Annotated in this window: 19 protein-coding genes; 1 reads left to right on the top strand and 18 read right to left on the bottom strand. The window is 65.1% G+C overall.

Going from position 1 to position 16,855, the window contains the following annotated elements:
- Positions 1-9: 9 nt before the first annotated feature.
- The 11 genes from fliP to fliF form a co-directional block, all read right to left on the bottom strand.
- Positions 10-753: a flagellar type III secretion system pore protein FliP gene (fliP, locus tag LK540_RS16355; RefSeq protein WP_229438369.1), complete on the bottom strand. Its 744-nt coding sequence runs from the start codon at positions 751-753 to the stop codon at positions 10-12.
- A complete protein-coding gene (fliO, locus tag LK540_RS16360) occupies positions 743-1,393 on the bottom strand; it encodes a flagellar biosynthetic protein FliO (protein ID WP_229438370.1) in 651 nt (216 codons plus the stop codon). The genes fliP and fliO overlap by 11 nt, the downstream gene beginning before the upstream one ends.
- An 83-nt stretch (positions 1,394-1,476) precedes the next feature.
- On the bottom strand, positions 1,477-1,896 hold the full coding sequence (gene fliN / locus LK540_RS16365) for a flagellar motor switch protein FliN (RefSeq protein ID WP_229438371.1): 420 nt from the start codon (positions 1,894-1,896) through the stop codon (positions 1,477-1,479).
- Positions 1,889-2,887 carry a flagellar motor switch protein FliM gene (fliM, locus tag LK540_RS16370; RefSeq protein ID WP_229438372.1) on the bottom strand — a complete coding sequence of 333 codons (999 nt, stop codon included), beginning with the start codon at positions 2,885-2,887 and terminating at the stop codon, positions 1,889-1,891. Before fliM ends, fliN begins: the two co-directional genes overlap by 8 nt.
- A gap of 9 nt (positions 2,888-2,896) precedes the next feature.
- Positions 2,897-3,424: a flagellar basal body-associated protein FliL gene (gene fliL, locus LK540_RS16375; RefSeq protein ID WP_267498813.1), complete on the bottom strand. Its 528-nt coding sequence runs from the start codon at positions 3,422-3,424 to the stop codon at positions 2,897-2,899.
- Positions 3,425-3,792: 368 nt separating this feature from the next.
- The gene (locus LK540_RS16380) at positions 3,793-5,067 is read right to left on the bottom strand and encodes a flagellar hook-length control protein FliK (protein WP_229438374.1); all 1,275 of its coding nucleotides are present in this window, start codon (positions 5,065-5,067) and stop codon (positions 3,793-3,795) included.
- A gap of 7 nt (positions 5,068-5,074) precedes the next feature.
- A complete protein-coding gene (fliJ, locus tag LK540_RS16385) occupies positions 5,075-5,515 on the bottom strand; it encodes a flagellar export protein FliJ (RefSeq protein WP_229438375.1) in 441 nt (146 codons plus the stop codon).
- Positions 5,516-5,550: 35 nt separating this feature from the next.
- On the bottom strand, positions 5,551-6,954 hold the full coding sequence (gene fliI / locus LK540_RS16390; protein WP_307729184.1) for a flagellar protein export ATPase FliI: 1,404 nt from the start codon (positions 6,952-6,954) through the stop codon (positions 5,551-5,553).
- Positions 6,955-7,695: a flagellar assembly protein FliH gene (gene fliH / locus LK540_RS16395; RefSeq protein ID WP_229438376.1), complete on the bottom strand. Its 741-nt coding sequence runs from the start codon at positions 7,693-7,695 to the stop codon at positions 6,955-6,957.
- Positions 7,696-7,712: 17 nt separating this feature from the next.
- Complete coding sequence (gene fliG, locus LK540_RS16400; RefSeq protein WP_229438377.1) at positions 7,713-8,714, bottom strand: flagellar motor switch protein FliG; 1,002 nt, start codon at positions 8,712-8,714, stop codon at positions 7,713-7,715.
- Positions 8,714-10,435, bottom strand: a complete 1,722-nt coding sequence (gene fliF, locus LK540_RS16405; RefSeq protein ID WP_229438378.1) for a flagellar basal-body MS-ring/collar protein FliF — start codon at positions 10,433-10,435, stop codon at positions 8,714-8,716. The genes fliG and fliF overlap by 1 nt, the downstream gene beginning before the upstream one ends.
- A gap of 194 nt (positions 10,436-10,629) precedes the next feature.
- Here fliF and fliE point away from each other — a divergent pair, with 194 nt between their 5' ends.
- On the top strand, positions 10,630-11,043 hold the full coding sequence (gene fliE, locus LK540_RS16410; protein ID WP_229438379.1) for a flagellar hook-basal body complex protein FliE: 414 nt from the start codon (positions 10,630-10,632) through the stop codon (positions 11,041-11,043).
- A 296-nt stretch (positions 11,044-11,339) separates the two neighbouring features.
- Here the strand turns inward: fliE and LK540_RS16415 are convergent, their stop codons facing one another.
- The 7 genes from LK540_RS16415 to LK540_RS16445 form a co-directional block, all read right to left on the bottom strand.
- Complete coding sequence (locus LK540_RS16415) at positions 11,340-12,098, bottom strand: flagellar brake protein (RefSeq protein WP_229438380.1); 759 nt, start codon at positions 12,096-12,098, stop codon at positions 11,340-11,342.
- On the bottom strand, positions 12,082-12,456 hold the full coding sequence (locus LK540_RS16420; protein WP_229438381.1) for an EscU/YscU/HrcU family type III secretion system export apparatus switch protein: 375 nt from the start codon (positions 12,454-12,456) through the stop codon (positions 12,082-12,084). The genes LK540_RS16415 and LK540_RS16420 overlap by 17 nt, the downstream gene beginning before the upstream one ends.
- On the bottom strand, positions 12,453-13,496 hold the full coding sequence (locus LK540_RS16425) for a flagellar hook-length control protein FliK (RefSeq protein WP_229438382.1): 1,044 nt from the start codon (positions 13,494-13,496) through the stop codon (positions 12,453-12,455). Before LK540_RS16425 ends, LK540_RS16420 begins: the two co-directional genes overlap by 4 nt.
- A 19-nt stretch (positions 13,497-13,515) precedes the next feature.
- Entirely contained in the window at positions 13,516-13,848 is a 333-nt protein-coding gene (locus tag LK540_RS16430; protein ID WP_307729185.1) for a flagellar protein FliT, read from the bottom strand.
- Positions 13,845-14,288: a flagellar export chaperone FliS gene (fliS, locus tag LK540_RS16435; RefSeq protein ID WP_229438383.1), complete on the bottom strand. Its 444-nt coding sequence runs from the start codon at positions 14,286-14,288 to the stop codon at positions 13,845-13,847. Before fliS ends, LK540_RS16430 begins: the two co-directional genes overlap by 4 nt.
- Positions 14,289-14,531: 243 nt before the next feature.
- Positions 14,532-14,729: a hypothetical protein gene (locus LK540_RS16440; RefSeq protein ID WP_229438384.1), complete on the bottom strand. Its 198-nt coding sequence runs from the start codon at positions 14,727-14,729 to the stop codon at positions 14,532-14,534.
- Positions 14,730-14,843: 114 nt separating this feature from the next.
- Complete coding sequence (locus LK540_RS16445; RefSeq protein ID WP_229438385.1) at positions 14,844-16,748, bottom strand: sensor domain-containing phosphodiesterase; 1,905 nt, start codon at positions 16,746-16,748, stop codon at positions 14,844-14,846.
- Between the last annotated feature and the right edge of the window lie 107 nt (positions 16,749-16,855).

Below are 16,855 nucleotides of genomic sequence, written 5' to 3' on the forward strand. Positions count from 1 at the left end.
CGCGCGCCCCTAGTTGAAACTCTGGGACAGCGAGCCCAGCAGTAGTTGCCAGCCGTCGACCAGCACGAACAGCATCATCTTGAACGGCAGCGAAATCACGGCCGGCGACATCATCATCATGCCCATTGCCATCAGCACCGAAGCCACCACCATGTCGATGATGAGGAAGGGGATGAAGATGGCGAAGCCGATCTGGAAGGCCGTCTTCAGCTCGCTGGTGACGAAGGCCGGGATCAGCACGCGCAGCGGCACGTCTTCCGGGCCCTGCAGGGCCGGCGTGCGCGAGATCTTGGCGAACATGGCGAGGTCGGACTGGCGCGTCTGCTTCAGCATGAAGTCCTTCAGGGGCGCGGCGCCGCGGTTCATCGCTTCCGTCATCTGGATGCGGTTTTCCTGCAGCGGCACATAGGCCTCGGTATAGATCTTGTCGAAGGTCGGCCCCATCACGAACAGGGTCAGGAACAGGGCCAGGCCGACCATCACCTGGTTCGGCGGCGCGGTTTGCGTACCGATCGCCTGGCGCAGCAGCGACAGCACGATGATGATGCGGGTGAAACTCGTCATCATCAGCAGCGCGGCCGGCAGGAAGGTGAACGCCGTCATCAGGAGCAGCGTCTGCACCGGCAGCGAGTACTCGGTGCCGCCGCCCGGGGCCGGGCTGGTGGTCAGGGCGGGAATGCCCGGCTGGGCCAGCGCCGCCAGCGGCAGCAGGGCCGCCAGGCCGGCGGCCAGCAGGAGTGTCTTATTTCGCATTGCGTTTGTCGATCGTGTTCTTGAGCCAGTCGGAAAAATTCGTGACCGGCAATGTATCGGCGGCCAGGGTGGCGCCCGATTGTACGCCAGCCTCCTGCCGCGGCATCGTGGCGAGCGCGTTCACGCGCCCCGGCGAGGCGCCGACCACGATCCACTGATTACCCACTTCCACTACCATGATGCGTTCGCGTCCGCCGATGTTCAGCGCCCCGACCAGGCGCAGGTTGGCGGAATTGCCGGTGAGCTTGGGGCCCCAGCGCTTGGCCGCCCAGGCCAGCGCCGCCAGCAGGCCCAGCACCAGCAGCAGGGCGAAGATGGTCTGCATCAGCATGCCGGTGGAAGGAATGGTTGTGGGCCGGGGAATCGTCGCGGGCCGCGCCGGCGTGCCGGGAATGGCGGCGGGGGCCGCAGGTTGTACAGCGGCAGGAGGATCGTTGAGCGGGTTCTGCGCCGTGGTCGGCACTTCGCCGACGGTGGTGGCGCGTTCCGGCGGTACGATGTCAACTTGGGCGTCGGAGGAAGCAGGGGACGTTGCGGGAGTGGCAGCAGGCGTGGCGCGGGAAGGCGCCGGAGCCGATGCGGTGGACGCCGGCGCCTGCGCCGACGCCGCCAGCGGCAGCCAGCAGGCCGCCGCCAGCATCACGCTCGCCCCGCACCCGCGCAACAGGGAAGATGGCGAAGCACATCCGTGTGCGGTCCTGCGGGCGGGGGAGAGCGTGGGCATCATTTATTCAATTTTCTGATCCGTTCCGATGGCGTGATGATATCAGTCAGGCGGATGCCGAACTTGTCGTTCACGACCACGACCTCGCCCTGGGCGATCAGGCAGCCGTTCACCAGCACGTCCATCGGTTCGCCGGCCAGGCCGTCGAGCTCGACGACCGAGCCCTGCGCCAGCTGCAGCAGATTCTTGATGGCGATCTTGGTGCGGCCCAGTTCCACGGTGAGCTGCACCGGGATGTCGAGGATGAAGTCGATGTCGTTCGGCGTGTCCGGACGCGGGCTCTTGGCGCCGAAGTCCTGGAACACGGCGGCGGTGGCGGCCTGCTGCTTTTGCAAGGCGGCGGCCTCTGCAGCTGCTTGTTCTGCAATCGCGGCGCCCCAATCGTCGTCGAGGTTTTGATCGTCCTGGTTGTCAGACATTGTGTTTCTCCTGATTGAAGCTGTCGCTGTTGGCCAGCAGTTTCTCGACCTTCAGCGCGTACTGGCCATTCGCGACGCCGTAAGTGCATTCCATCACGGGCACGCCGTCGACGGTGGCCTGGATGGTTTCGGGGACGGAAATGGGGATCACGTCGCCGATCTTCATGTTGAGGATGTCGTCGAAGTTCGCCTTGCCGTGGCCGAGTTCGGCCACGAGTTCGACTTCGGCCACCTGGATCTGCTGGGTCATCAGGCGGATCCAGCGCTTGTCGACTTCCAGCGCCTCGCCCTGGATGCTCGAGGTCAGCGCATCGCGGATCGGCTCGATCATCGAGTAGGGCATGCAGAAGTGGATCTGGCCCGACACCGGACCGAGCTCGATGGTGAAGGTGGACGATACCACGACTTCGTTCGGGGTCGCGATGTTGGCGAACTGCGTGTTCATCTCCGAGCGGATGTACTCGAATTCGATCGGGTACACCGGTTCCCACGACTTGCCGTAGGCCTCGAACACGATGTCCAGGATGCGCAAAATGATGCGCTGCTCGGTCTGGGTAAAGTCGCGGCCTTCCACGCGGGTGTGGAAGCGGCCGTCGCCGCCGAACAGGTTGTCGACCAGCAGGAACACCAGGCCTGGATCGAAGACCATCAGCGCGGTGCCGCGCAGGGGCTTCATGTGGATCAGGTTCAGGTTGGTCGGGACCACCAGGTTGCGGATGAATTCGCTGTACTTCGAGACCCGCACCGAGCCCACCGAAACCTCGGCGCTGCGGCGCAGGAAGTTGAACAGGCCGATGCGCAGCAGCCGCGCGAAACGCTCGTTGATGATCTCGAGCGTCGGCATGCGGCCGCGCACGATCCGCTCCTGGGTCGCCAGGTTGTAGGTGCGGACTCCCGAGGTGTCTTCAGGCGCGGAGATGTCGTCCTGATCGCCGTTGACCCCTTTTAAGAGGGCATCGACTTCTTCCTGTGAGAGGAAATTATCGGCCATGATGTTTCTTTACTGGATGATGAACGAGGTGAACAAGACGTCGGACACTTCCTGTTCGTCGCCTTCTTCTTCGAACGGCACTTGTACCACGGCCTTGATCTCCGACGCCAGCTGCTGCTTGCCTTCGACGGTGCTGATCTCGGACGCCTTCTTGCCCGACAACAGCAACAGCACGCGGCTGCGCACCTTGGCCATGTTTTCCTTGATCAGGGCGCCTTGTTCCGGGCCATTCACCTGCAGGGTAAACTGAATCTGCAAATACTGGTCGCCGTTCTCGGGCTGCAGGTTCACCACGAACTGTTCCACCGGAATGTACTCGGCCTTGTGGGATTCCTTGGCCTTTTTCTTTTTCTTCGGTGCTTCCTCGTGGGCCTCGGCATCGCCGCTGCCGTGCAGGAAGAACCAGCCCGCACCGGCGCCGCCGCCCAGCAGGAGTACGCCCGCGATCGCGATGATCATGAGCTTCTTCTTCGACCCGCCGGCTGGTGCTGCTGCGTCTGCCTTCGGGTCGGCCTTCGTTTTCGGATTCGCTTTCAAGATGCCTCGTGCCAAATGGGTTGCGTGATTATGGCATTATCGAGAAAAAGTGCGCAGCGGCAAGCTTTGAAAAGAAAGGGGAAGGTGGGCTATCTCGGGGTTTGTCGAGTGGTAACGTGCCAATCGGTAGGCAGGTGGGGGTTCGTAGGGTGGGCACCTGTGCCCACGCGGTATAGCACGGATGAGCATTCGTGCCACAAGAAAGGTATCGAGACGCTTAACGTCAACACATCAGAATGCGGGCGCACGTTAGCCCGCGTGGGCACGGAGTGCCTAGCGCGGCCCGGCCCACCCTACGTTGATGTACCCGGCCTGCAAACAAAAAAAACGGCCGCGTAACGCGGCCGTTATTGTGTGCTGATGCTGTTTTACGCGAAGGTGTCGACTGCCCCGGCGCCACCCAGGATGCTGGTGCGCTGGCGCGGCGTCGCTTCGGCCACGGCGCTGTCGCCGCCGCCATTCCCGCTACCGCCGCCCGAGCGGCCCGAACCGGGCTGGCCCTGCTGCCCATTACCCTCATTCCCCGAATTCACGCTCGCATTCCCCAGCGCGATCCCGCTCTCGCTCATCATCTCGCGCAAGCGCGGCAGGGAGTTTTCCAGGGCCTGGCGCACCTCGAGCTGCTGCGACGAGAAGGTCACGCTGGCCATGTCGTTCGACACGTTCAGCACCACCTGCACCGGCCCCAGGTCCGGCGGGTTCAGTTCCAGCGTTGCGCTCTGCTCTTCGCCGCCCACCATCCAGATCACTTTCTGGCCGACCTGGTTATCCCATGCCGGCGTGCCCACGCGTGCGCTCAGGCGGTCGGTCGGCACGGCGCCCGCGGCCTGGGCGTTTTGCAGGGCATTCGTCTGCGCCACCAGGTTGGTGAAGGTTTCCGGCGCGGCCGTTTCCTTCAGTGCCGCCGTGCTGTCGTGCAGCTTGGCGGCGAACTGGCCGGCATCCGCTTGCAGCTTGGCCGCCTGCTCGCCGGCCTTGCCCAGCTCCATGCCGCGCAGGTCGATGCCCTGCGCCGCCTTGTCCTGGCCGTCGGCCGCTGCCGCATGCGTGTCGAGCTTGATGGCCGGCTCAGTACCTTCGAGGCCCAGCTTGCCCTTCAGGCCGGCCTGGGCGCCGCCCGCGGCATCGGTGACGGGCGCCGGCGCGGCTTTCGCCGCCGTTTGCGGCTGGCTCAGGCTGGCGAGCATGGCGAGCATGTCGGTGACCGAGTCGGCCGCCTTGCTGTCGCCTTGCGCCGCTTCCTCGCCCTCGCCGCCGTCGGCAGTGGCCTTGGTGTCGGTGCTGGCCTGGGCGCCATCGGCTTTCTCGGCGCTGTCGGATTTCGCCGCTTCCTTGGCCGGTTCTTTCGCCGCTTCGCGTGCCGGCGCCTTGGCTTCGTTGGCGGCCGGCTTGCTGGCTTGCGCCTGCGGTTTCGCCACAGCTTGCGGCTGGGCCGGCTGCGGCTGCATCTGCGGAGCCGGCTGGGCTTGCATCTGCGCCTGGCGCTGCTCCAGCTGGCGCTGCTCGATCTGGCGGGTCAGGGTCGCGCCGAAGTTGGCACCGTCGGTGTTCAGCACGGCATTGCCGCGCATGTTCTGCGACTGGCCGTTCAGGCCGTTCGCGCCATTGACCTGGAACGGAAGGGGAGTGGTGTGCATCGTCATGATTCGTTCAACGTTGGTTGCGGACGGTACGCGCAGCGTGGTCATCCATCATTTTCTGGTCGCGCTTGTCGGCGACCTTCTGGGCTTCGGCCAGCGCACGCTCGTTCAGCGTGCGGTAGGACAGTCGCTTGCGCTCGCTTTCCTGCCAGGCTTTCTTTTCCTGGTCGCTCTTGTACTTCGCGTGTTTCACGACTTCGGCCTGGCCATTGATCGCGTTGTCGAGCTTGCCGACAAAGGCGACGAAGTTCTGGTAGGCGAAGGGCGTGATGCCCGCCATCTGCTGCTGGTCCAGGCGGTTCGCATAATCGTCGCGGTAGCCGAGCAGCATCTGGTGCTTCTGCTCGGCTTCCTCGACCGCCTTCAGCGCCGCGCCGAGACGCTTGGCTGCGTCGTCGGACTCGCGCTGGGCCAGTTCGATCAGGGTTTCAAGGGCGGAGGTATTTGCCATAGTGGATTAGTATATCCACGCAGCAACCATACCGATCAGCTGAACAGAGAGGTTAATTGCCCCAAGCTCTGGTCCATGCCGGTGTTTTCGAAGATTTCCTGGCACAGGAATTCCTCGATCTTTTCGTTCAGCGCAATCGCCTGGTCCAGCACCGGATCGCTGCCCGGCGCATACGCGCCCACGCTGATCAGATCGCGCGAGCGCTGGTAGCGCGAATACAACTGTTTCAGCTTGCGCGCCGCCAGCTGGTGCTCGTGCGTGGTGATGCCGTGCATGGCGCGGCTGATCGATTGTTCGATGTCGATGGCCGGGTAGTGGCCGGCCTCGGCCAGGTGACGGTTCAGCACGATGTGGCCGTCGAGAATACCGCGCGCCGCATCGGCGATCGGGTCCTGCTGGTCGTCGCCCTCGGACAGCACGGTATAAAAGGCCGTGATCGAGCCGCCGCCTTCCAGGCCATTGCCGGCGCGTTCCACCAGTACCGGCAGCTTGGCGAACACCGACGGCGGATAACCCTTGGTGGCCGGCGGTTCGCCAATGGCGAGCGCAATTTCGCGCTGGGCCATCGCATAGCGGGTCAGCGAATCCATGATCAGCAGCACGCTCTTGCCCTTGTCGCGGAAGTGCTCGGCAATCGCCGTGGCATAGGCCGCGCCCTGCAGGCGCATCAGCGGCGGGCTGTCGGCCGGTGCGGCGACGACCGCCGAGCGCGCCAGGCCTTCCGGCCCCAGAATCTGCTCGATGAATTCTTTGACTTCGCGGCCCCGTTCGCCGATCAGGCCGACCACGATGATCTCGGCCGTGGTGTAGCGCGCAATCATGCCCAGCAAGACGGATTTACCGACGCCGGTACCGGCGAACAAGCCCAGGCGCTGGCCCCGGCCGACGGTCAGCATGGAATTGATGGCGCGCACACCCACGTCCAGCGTGTCCTTGATCGGCGCGCGGTCGAGCGGGTTCACGGGGCGGGCATTGATCGGCGCCATATCGTTGGTGCCGAGCGGCCCCTTGCCGTCGAGCGGACGGCCGGCGCCGTCGACCACGCGGCCCAGCAATTCGATGCCGACCGGCAGGTGGCGCGCGCGGTCGCTCGGACGGCGGCGCGGGTGGGCCACCGTGCCCGGACGCGGCACCGGCGTTTCCACTGGAAACACGCGCGAACCCGGCACCACGCCTTCGACGTCGCTTTGCGGCATCAGGAACAGCCGGTCGCCCTCGAAGCCGACCACTTCGGCCTCGATCTTGGCGCCGCTCGACAGCGGGATGGTGCAGGCGCTGCCCACGGCCAGGCGCAGGCCCACGCACTCCATCACCAGGCCGGCCACGCGCGTGACGCGGCCCGACACCTGCATCGGCTCGACAAAGCCGAGCAGGGCGTCGCAGTCGTTCAGGTAGGACTTCCAGCGCGCAGTATGGCGATCCAACGTGACTGTGCTCATTTAACCCAGCCACTCCACGTTCTTGCCCAGCGCATGCGACAGGCGGGTCCAGCGCGCCTGGGCCGTGGCGTCGATCTGGTTGCTGGCGGTATCGACCTTGCAGCCGCCGCGCGCCACCTGCGGATCGGCGATCAGGCGCCAGCCGCCCTTGTCGATCTCGTCGCCCAGGCCGGCGCGCACGATCTCGATGTCGTCCGGATGCACGGCCAGCACCGCCGGCTGCTGCAGCACTGGCAGGTATTCGATGGCTTCGCGCACGATCGGGATGATCAGTTCGGGGCGCACCTCGAAGGCCGTGCGCACCATCGAGCGCGCCAGGTGCAGGGCCAGGTCGAGCACGTCGGACGCAATGCTGTCGTCGGCCTGCGCCAGCGCCGTCGAGAAGCTGGACGCCACCGCGCGCAGGCTCTCGATTTCGGCCGCCGCTTCCAGCCGACCCTGTTCCAGTGCCTCGGCGTGACCGGCCGCGTAGCCGGCGGCGCGGCCTTCTTCCAGCCCTTCGTCATAGCCCTCGGCGCGCGCCGCTTCGCGCAATGCTTCGAGCTCGGCGGCGGTCGGCAACTGCACCTGGGGAACAGACTGGGCCGGAGCCTGCGCCGGTATGCGCGATGCGTTTGCCGCTGCCGCTGCCGCCTTTTCTCGCTCCTCGGCCGCGATGCGGGCTGCCAGCGTGCTCGGACGCTGGTCGCCGAAGGAGTTCATTTCCCAGCGCTTGAAGGCGCCTTGCGTGTCTTTGTTCATCGTCGAATATTAAACGATTAGACGAAGGAATCCTCGCCCTTGCCGCCCAGCACGATCTGGCCCTCGTCCGCCAGGCGGCGCACGATCTGCAGGATCTGCTTCTGCTGCGCTTCCACTTCCGACAAACGGACCGGACCTTTCGATTCCAGGTCTTCGCGCATCATTTCGCTGGCGCGCTGGCTCATGTTCTTGAAGATCTTCTCGCGCAGGTCTTGCGAGGCGCCTTTCAGGGCGATGATCAGCATTTCCGACTGCACTTCGCGCAGCAGCAACTGAATGCCGCGGTCGTCGATGTCGATGATGTTGTCGAACACGAACATCTCGTCCATGATCTTCTGCGCCATGTCGTTGTCGTAGTTCTTGATGTTTTCCATCACCGCGCCTTCCTGCTCGCCGGTCATGAAGTTCAGGATCTCGGCCGCCGTGCGCACGCCGCCGAGCGAGGACTTCTTGATGTGCTCGTTACCCGAAAGCAGCTTGGTCAGCACGTCGTTCAGTTCGCGCAAGGCTGCAGGCTGCACGCCGTCCAGGGTGGCGATTCGCAGCACCACGTCGTTGCGCAGGCGCTCGGTGAAGTGGCTCAGGATCTCGCAGGCCTGGTCGCGCTCGAGGTGGACCAGGATGGTGGCGATGATCTGCGGGTGCTCGTTGCGGATCAGTTCCGACACCGACTGCGCGTCCATCCACTTCAGGCTTTCGATACCCGAGGCATCCTTGCCGCCCAGGATGCGGTTCAGCAGCACGGCCGCCTTGTCGTCGCCCAGCGCCTTGGTCAGCACTTCGCGGATGTATTCGTCCGAGTCGAGGCCGACCGTCGAGTGGGCGTCGGCCTCGTCGCGGAAGGACTCCAGTACATTGACCACCTGCTCGTGCTGGACCGCCTTCATCGAGGCCATCGCCGCGCCGAGCTTCAGCACTTCGCGCGGGCCGAGGAACTTCATGACCTCGGCCGCTTCTTCCTCGCCCATGGCCAGCATCAGGATGGCCGCTTTCTGGATACCGTCTTGTTTGTCGCTCATTATTCCGACCCCACCCATGCCTTGATCACGTTTGCCACGATGCGCGGATCGTTACGCGCCATCTCTTTTGCCATCGCCAGGTTGGCGCGATAGGTGCGCTCCCGCGGTGCTTCTTCCGGTTCCAGCGGCATCCCGTCCGGACCCAGGGCCGGCTTGCCGCCGCTGCCCAGTTCGACGGTGCTGCTGTCGTCGTCGTCGTCGCCGTCTTCGGCTTTTTCCTTCTCGTCTTCCGGCACGGCGGTCACTTCGTCGAACTTGTTCATCACCGGACGCAGCAGCGGACGCAGGATGCGGAAGTACAGGAAGGCCAGGATTGCCGCAATCAGCAGGTACTTGCCGACTTCCATTGCCAGCGGCAGGTTGGAAGGGTCCTTGTACCAGTCCGGGCCGGTTTCGTCCGGCTTGTCGACACCATCGAACGGGGCGTTCGCCACGTTCAGGGTATCGCCACGCGCTTGCGAGTAACCCATCGCCTGCTTCACCAGCTCGTTGATCTGTGCCACTTCGGCGGCCGGCAGCGGCTTGACAGTGACCTTGCCGGTGGCCGGGTCGACGGTACGGCGGTAATTCACCACCACACCCACCGTCAGGCGCTTGATGCCGCCCATCGGACGCTGCTCGTAGCGGATAGTCTTATCCACTTCGTAGTTGGTCGTCGCATCCTTGCGGCTTGGCCCGGTTTGCGCAGGTGCTGCACCCGGAGCGCCAGGGGCGCCGCCTTCGATCGGTGCGGTTGCCACGCCCGGCGGCTGGTTCGACAGCGCGCCCGGGATGCCGTTGGCGTTGCCGGTCGACGGGCCGGTCTGTTCAGAGGTCTGCTGGCTGCGGATCGCCTGCGGTTCCGGCGGCGAATTCGGCTTGTACATCTCGGCGGCAGTATCGACCTGCGCGAAGTCCACTTCGGCGGTCGCTTCGGCGCGCACATTGCCCTTGCCGACGATCGGCGAAATCAGCGATTCGACCTGCTTGATGATGTTCTGCTGTACCTGCTCGACATACTTCAGCTGGCTGGCGTCGAGCTGCTTGCCCAGGCCATTGCCTTTCGGCTGTTCGGAGAGCAGGTTACCGTTCTGGTCGACCACGGTCACGTTGCCGATGGTCAGTTCAGGAATGCTCGATGCCACCAGGTGCACGATGGCGCTGACCTGGCCCGGGTCCAGCGCACGGCCCGACTGCAGGTTCAGCAGGACCGAGGCGGTCGGCTTCTGCTGGTCGCGCACGAACACGGACGGCTTCGGCAGCGCCAGGTGGACACGGGCGCCGGCCACCGAACCAAGCGACTGGATCGAACGCGCCAGCTCGCCTTCCAGCGAGCGCTGGTAGTTCACCTGCTCGACGAACTGCGACACGCCCAGCTTCTGGTTTTCCAGCAGCTCGAAGCCGACGTTGCCGCCTTTCGGCAAGCCTTGCGAAGCCAGCTTCAGGCGCAGGTCGGGCACTTGCTCGGCCGGCACCAGGATGGCGGTGCCGCCTTCCGAAAACTTGTACTTGACGCCCATCTGGTCGAGCGAGGCGGTGATGGCGCCGCCGTCCTTGTCGCTGTAGTTGGCGTACAGGACGCGGTAGTCCGGCGTCTGGCTCCACATCCAGACCGCCACCACCGCGGCCAGCACGGCGGCAATGCCGCCGCCAATCACGACCTTCTTGCCCATCGGGGTCTTATGGAAAGGTTGCGGCTGTGCTGGGGTGTCGATCAGTTCGTCAGCAGTCGTTGCGGCCATGTGGTTTGTCCGTGAGGATGAATGAGGTCAGGACGAGATTATGGAGCCGTAGGGCAACATTCAAACGCTTGAATAGGGGGTGGTTTCCCCTCCTGCTCGACGCAAAATCTCGTCAGTGGACTGGTAATCTGACAGCCTGACATCGCTCGTGTACGTTTTGTACGCGGGCACGCAAGAGATCGATAGGAGAACCCATGAGCATAGGCGGAATCGGCGGCATAGGCGGCATCGACAGCAGCCGCATCGAGGCCATGATGAACCAGCTGAAGGCGGCCGCCACCAAGCCGGCGGCGCCCTCGCTGGGGGCCGGCGCGCCGGGCGGGCTCGGTGGCATTGGCGGGCTCGGCAATGCCGCCGCGACCGGCGCCACCGAAGGCGCATCGAAGGTCAGCTTCTCCGACGCGCTGAAGAATTCGCTCCAGCAGGTGAGCAATGCGCAGAAGTCGGCGGAAGAGATGGGCCAGAAGTTCGCGATGGGCGACGACAGCGTGAGTTTGTCGGACACCATGATCGCGATGCAGAAGTCGAGCATTGCCTTCCAGGCGACGGTGCAGGTGAGGAACAAGCTGGTCTCGGCGTATCACGAGATCATGAATATGCAGGTGTAAGCATTGGCATGGAAAAAACGGGCCGCGCATCCATCAGGAGCGCGGCCCGTTTTGTTATGCGTGCCTGCAGCTGGAAATGCCGGCCTGCGGCCGGAACCGTAAGGTGGGCACTCCGTGCCCACGCGAAAACCGGCATGGTGTTGGCTTCGCTTTATTGTTGCGGCCTGCTCGGACACGCCGCGTCTCAATGCATAGCCCGCGGCCTCAACCCGGCCAACACGAAGCATCGTTCCGCGTGGGCACGGAGTGCCCACCGTACGGTCACCGTTCCAGGCCCAAATATCGCTGGCGGCTGATCAGCCTAATCCCGCCAGGCGTGCATTCCGCTCGCGCTCGAGCTTGGTGATATAACGCTGCACCCCCGCCATATTCGCCCGCGAAATATCCACGAACATGCACCCGATCCGGCGGCTGGTCTTGTTGTTCAGCATCGTCACGTCCAGCGCATTCCTCACCTGCAGCGAGGTGTTCACGGCGCCGATTTCCGGCAGCTCGATGCGGCAGCCGGTGAAGGTCTGGCCGATGGTCGAGTTCAGCAGCATCTTGTTGTCGAGCAGGGCGATGCCGCCGCAGCTGATGTCGGCCAGCGGGAAGTTGGCGCTGCCGCCGCCGAGGTCGACCGGCATCGGCACCAGTACCGGCACCGGGTTCGTTACCGGCGTCGGCATGCGGTAGAACTCGCGCCGCTGCAGGCGGATCAGGGAATCGGGAATGTTCGCGGCCAGGGCGGCGCCGCCGCCGAATTCGAGCTCCTGCAAGCCGCCGGCGCGGAACAGGATGCGGATCTTGTCGAGGTAGGTCTCGCACATCACCTGGCCGGCGCGCAGGATGCGCTCGTTCTGCTCGCGGTTGATCGAGCGGTCCAGGATGAACAGGCCGCTCTCCGGATCGACTTCCAGCACCGAGGTGACGCAGACGTCGGCTTCGCCCTTGATCTTCATGCGGATCAGCTGTTTCTTTTCGCCGATCTGGCGCAGCAGCGCCACGATTTCCTTGCGCGACTGTACTTCGTAGTCGTGCCAGTTTTCCAGTTCTGCGTCATGAATTGCTTGCATCTTGTTCCGCCGGTAATGCAGGTGAAGGGGAGTCGAGGAAAAGCGCGGTGTCGGGCGGGGCGGGAAGCGGCCGGCCGTGCTGTTGCGCTGACTCAATATGATATAGCCATGCCAACAGTTCCGCAATTGCGCGGTACAGGGCAGGCGGGATCTGGCCGTCGAGATCGATGTCCATCAGCAGCGACACCAGCTCCTTCGATTCGTGCACGAAGACGCCGGCGTCCTTGGCGCGGCCGATGATCTGCTCGGCCACCAGGCCGCGGCCCTTGGCCACCACGGTCGGCGCCTTTGAACCGGCGGCATAGGCCAGCGCCACGGCGCGCTGCTGGCGCTGGGAAGCATTGTCCTGGCTGCTCACGGCGTGTCCGTACCATGGATGCGCAGCGCCGCCAGTTCGCTGCCGGCCGCGGCCAGCGCATCCTGCAGGCGCGGCGCGCCGTCGCGCAGCGGCGCCAGCACGTCCGGGGCCGCCTGCAAATCGATCTGCACGTGCCTGCCGCGCAGGGTGATGCTGGCCTTGACTTCGCCCAGGCGCGCGAAGCGCAGGCGCAGGCCGCTTTGCCAGCCGGGTTCCGGTTCATCGCCGCCGCGCGATTCCTTTTGCTCTTCGCGTGTGACCTTCCATTCGAGCGGCTGGCCCGGGCTCAGCTGGCCCTGCCAGGTAAGCTGCCCCTGTTCCTGGCCGGCCAGCTGCATGTTGATCATGCGCGCCAGGGCCGGGTCGGTGGGCGGGGTGCCGGGCGGTTTCTGCGCCTGCGGCTCGCCCATCAGTTCGGACAGCGGGCGCTTGCCTTCGGCCCATTCGGCCACGTGCGATTCGTAGAACAGGCCGCTCTTCGCGATAGCCTGCTGCAACTGGCTGGCAAGCTGGGCCGGGTCGGGCGCGCCTTGCGGCACCAGCGGTGCGGTCCCGGTGACGGAGGCCGATGCCGGCGTGCCCTGCGCGTTCTGCAGCACTTGTGCCAGCAGGCGGGCAGCGGGGCTGAGATCGGCGCCCTCGTGCTGGCCCGCGCTGTGCGTCAACGGAGAACTGGCGGCGGCAACGGCGGCCGCAAGCGAGGCTGCGTTGCTGCTGAGTGGAACGGGTGTGCCGTGCAGGGTGGCGTCGCCGAGCTGGAAGGTCGGCTGGGGCGAGGCCGCCAGCACTTTCATCGACAGTTCGGCGCCCGGCTGGGTGCCGGCCGGCAACGCCATGCGCACCTGCATGTCGGCGACGCGCACCATGAAGCTGCCGTCGCCCAGGCGGGACAGTACCGACACCGGTACTTTGCTGCCCAGCATGGTCGAGAGCGCACGCTGGAACGCCTCGGTACGCGGGTCGGCCGTGCGCTCGGCCGGCGCCACCGGCCGCGCCGGCAGCGGGGCGCTGACGCCGGGACTGGGGATGCGCTCGACCATGGCTTAGCTGGGCACTGCCTTACACGCTGCCGTAGGCGTTGGCGAGGCGGCGCTGGGTGCCGGAGTTGTTGATGAGGGCGGACAGGTGGGCCATCCACGGCATGGTGAGATCGCGGATGCGGCGATCGTCGGCCAGGATGCGCTTGATGCAGTCGACTTTTGCCTGGCGGCCCAGCGGATTGAGCTGGACCGCGGCTTCGCCGCGCTTGAGCACGTCGACATGGACGCTGACGCGCTCCTCGAGCTCGGTCAGGTGGTCCCAGTCGCCGGCTTCGGCGGCGGCGAGCATCTGGCCGGTGAGGTCGGCAACGGCGGCGTATTCGGACAGCACTTCCTGGCCGGTCATCATCATGCGCTCGCCATGACAGGGTAGTGGGAAGCCAGCGCGCTCGGGGTGGCCGGCTTTTCGCCGATCTGGGTCCACGCGTCGCGCAGGTCGGTCAACAGGGTTTGCACTTCTTCCAGCATTTCAGCCTTGTTTTGCAAGTTAGCGGTGAGCAGGCGTTCGGTCATGTAGGCGTACAGCGAGTCCAGGTTGCCGGCGATTTCGCCGCCGGCCTTCTTGTCCAGACTGGCGCGCAGGCCATTGTTGATGATGTCGAGTGCCTTCGAAATGGCGGCGCCTTTTTCCGCGATCTGGCCCGCCGACATATGCTTGCCGGCGTTCTTGATCGCGCTCAGGGCGCCGTCGTACAACATGACGATCAGTTTATGGGGCGAGGCGGCGATGACCGAAGTCTCCAGGCCTACTTTTGCGTAAGCGTTCACGCCGCGCTGCATCGATCCAAACATCAGAACCTCCAAATACTTCAGTTGTGCGCAAGCGTCTTCGATCGCCTGCCGCAGAGTTCGTGCTGGAGCTGGTCGGGACGGTATCGAGGCCGGCCTGCCATTCTTCAGCGAGGGTAGTTTACTCACTTAACGGCAGCATCTAACCGGACTTGAGAGCTGGAAATGCATGCCATATCGCGGTTTTATTGCACGAACAAGAAAGGAGGCGTTTTTGCGCGGTCGCAGGAGGACGCGCGGCGGGTGTCAATCCTTGCGCATCTGCTTGCGGCGCTCGTGGTGGCGGCGGTGCAGCGGGGATTGCAGGGCGCGTGCCAGGATGGCGCGCGGCACGTTGCAGCTGTCGAGATACTGGAAGGCGAAATCGACCCCGCGGATATCGACTAGGTACAGGGCATATTCGGCGGTAAGGGCGGTCTGTTCGTCGGTGCGTCGCTGGATCATGTGCATCTCCATCCCTGATGAAAGCAGGGGCGTTGGCACAATGATATGTCGGTGCCCGAGACGCACGCGCGGGGAAGTTGTGAGAAATTGTATCGGCTGTAGGACAGCGCCAGTTTAGTGCGCCTGCTTCCTGCATGCACGGGGCAACGTGGGGCAATCCGGCTGTGACGCATGCGCAACAATGAAGCGCGCCGCATCGTCCGGCCCCAGCGGGCGCGCATACAGGAAGCCCTGGGCCTGGTCGCAGCCGGCGTCGCGCAGGGCCGTGGCCTGGGCCTCGGTTTCCACGCCTTCGGCCACCACGCCCAGGTTCAGGCGGTGCGCCATGGCCGCGATCGCCTGCACGATGGCGCGCGAGTCGGCGCTGTGCGCCACGTCCTGCACGAACGACTTGTCGATCTTGAGCTTGTCGATCGGCAGGCGGCGCAGGTAGCTGAAGCTGGAATAGCCGGTGCCGAAGTCGTCGATGCTGAGCGCCACGCCGAGCGATTTGAGCTTGTGCATGACCACCATGCTGCGGCCCGGGTCGGCCATCGACACGCTTTCGGTCAGTTCCAGTTCCAGCATCCCCGGGTGCAGGTCGGCCGCGGCCAGTTGTTCGCTGACGATGGCCACGATATCGCTCTGCATGAACTGGCGCGCCGACAAATTCACCGCCACCGGCACTTCGGGCACGCCGGCCGCGCGCCAGGCCGCCAGCTGGCCGACCGCGGTCTTGACGATCCATTCGCCGATCGGCGCGATCAGGCCGGTTTCCTCGGCGATCGGCACGAATTCTTCGGGCGACACCACGCCGTGCTCGGGATGGCGCCAGCGCAGCAGCACCTCGAAGCCGGCCAGTTCGCCGCTGCCGAGGGCGATCTTCGGCTGGTACTGCAGGAACAGCTCCTCGCGCTCAAGGGCGCGCCGCAGGTGGCTTTCCAGGGTCAGGCGGCGCCCCATCTCGCGCCGCTGCGCCGGGTCGTAGCGCTCGATGCGTCCGCCGCCCTGGGCCTTGGCATGGCGCATGGCGGTGACCGCATTGTTGAGCAGGGCGTCGCCTTCCTCGCCATCCTGCGGATAGCAGGCGAAGCCGACGCTGCAGGTGAGCGAGAGGTCGGCGCTGGCGCCATAGGCGTGGCTGTTGACCTCGGCCATGAGTTGCCCCAGGCGCGCCAGCAGTCGTTCCTCGCCGTCGGGGTCGTTCAGCAGCATGACGAATTCGTCGTTGCCGGCGCGCGCCAGCATGTCGCCTTCGCGCAGGTGCGATTGCAGGGCGCGCGTGACCGTCACCAGGGCGGCGTCGCCGACCTCGTGGCCGAGCACTTCGTTCAGTTGCTTGAAGCGGTCCAGGTTCAGGCAGGCGACGACCGCGCCCGCGCCTTCGGCCTGCCAGGCCGCGATGTTGTCGCCGATGCTGCGCAGCAGCGCCTGGCGGTTGGCCAGGCCGGTGAGGGCGTCGTGGGTCAGCAGGTATTTCACTTGCCCGGCCGCGGCCGAGGTCGCAATCGACGCGGGCGCGTGGGCCGCGTTGTGCAGCAATTGCTCGTGCAATTCCTGGGCCGCGCGCGCCAGCTGGCGGTGGTAGATCAGTTCCTCGACCATGCGCCCGAGCTCGTACAGTTCCTCCAGCTCGTCCTCGCCCATGGTGCGTGGGCGGCTGTCGATCACGCACAGCGTGCCCAGCTTGGCGCGCTCGACCGAATACAGCTGCACGCCGGCATAAAAGCGGATGTGGGGTGCACCGACCACGCTCGGGTTGTCGGCAAAGCGTTCGTCGAGGGTGGCGTCTTCCACCACCAGGGCCTTGTCGCTGAGGATGGCGTGGCCGCAGAACGAGGTGTCGCGCGGGCCGGACTGGGCGTCCATGCCGCAGCGCGACTTGAACCATTGGGTATCGCTGCCGACCAGGGAAATCAAAACAGTAGGAACGTCGAACAGCTTGGCTGTCAGGCGGGTGATGCGGTCGAAAGCCTCTTCGGGCGCGGTGCCGTAGAGCTCGGTGGCGTAGAGGGCCGCCAGCCGTTTTGCCTCGTCCACCGGGATCTGCGGTCTCTGCATATTTAACAATTCACCGGTTCTGGCGTGTCCGTTGAGATAACTCCATTACGCCAGAATACGAATGAAAGTGCAATGCAAGCACTGCT

This window comes from Massilia sp. IC2-278 (assembly GCF_020708045.1).
GTDB lineage: Bacteria > Pseudomonadota > Gammaproteobacteria > Burkholderiales > Burkholderiaceae_D > Telluria.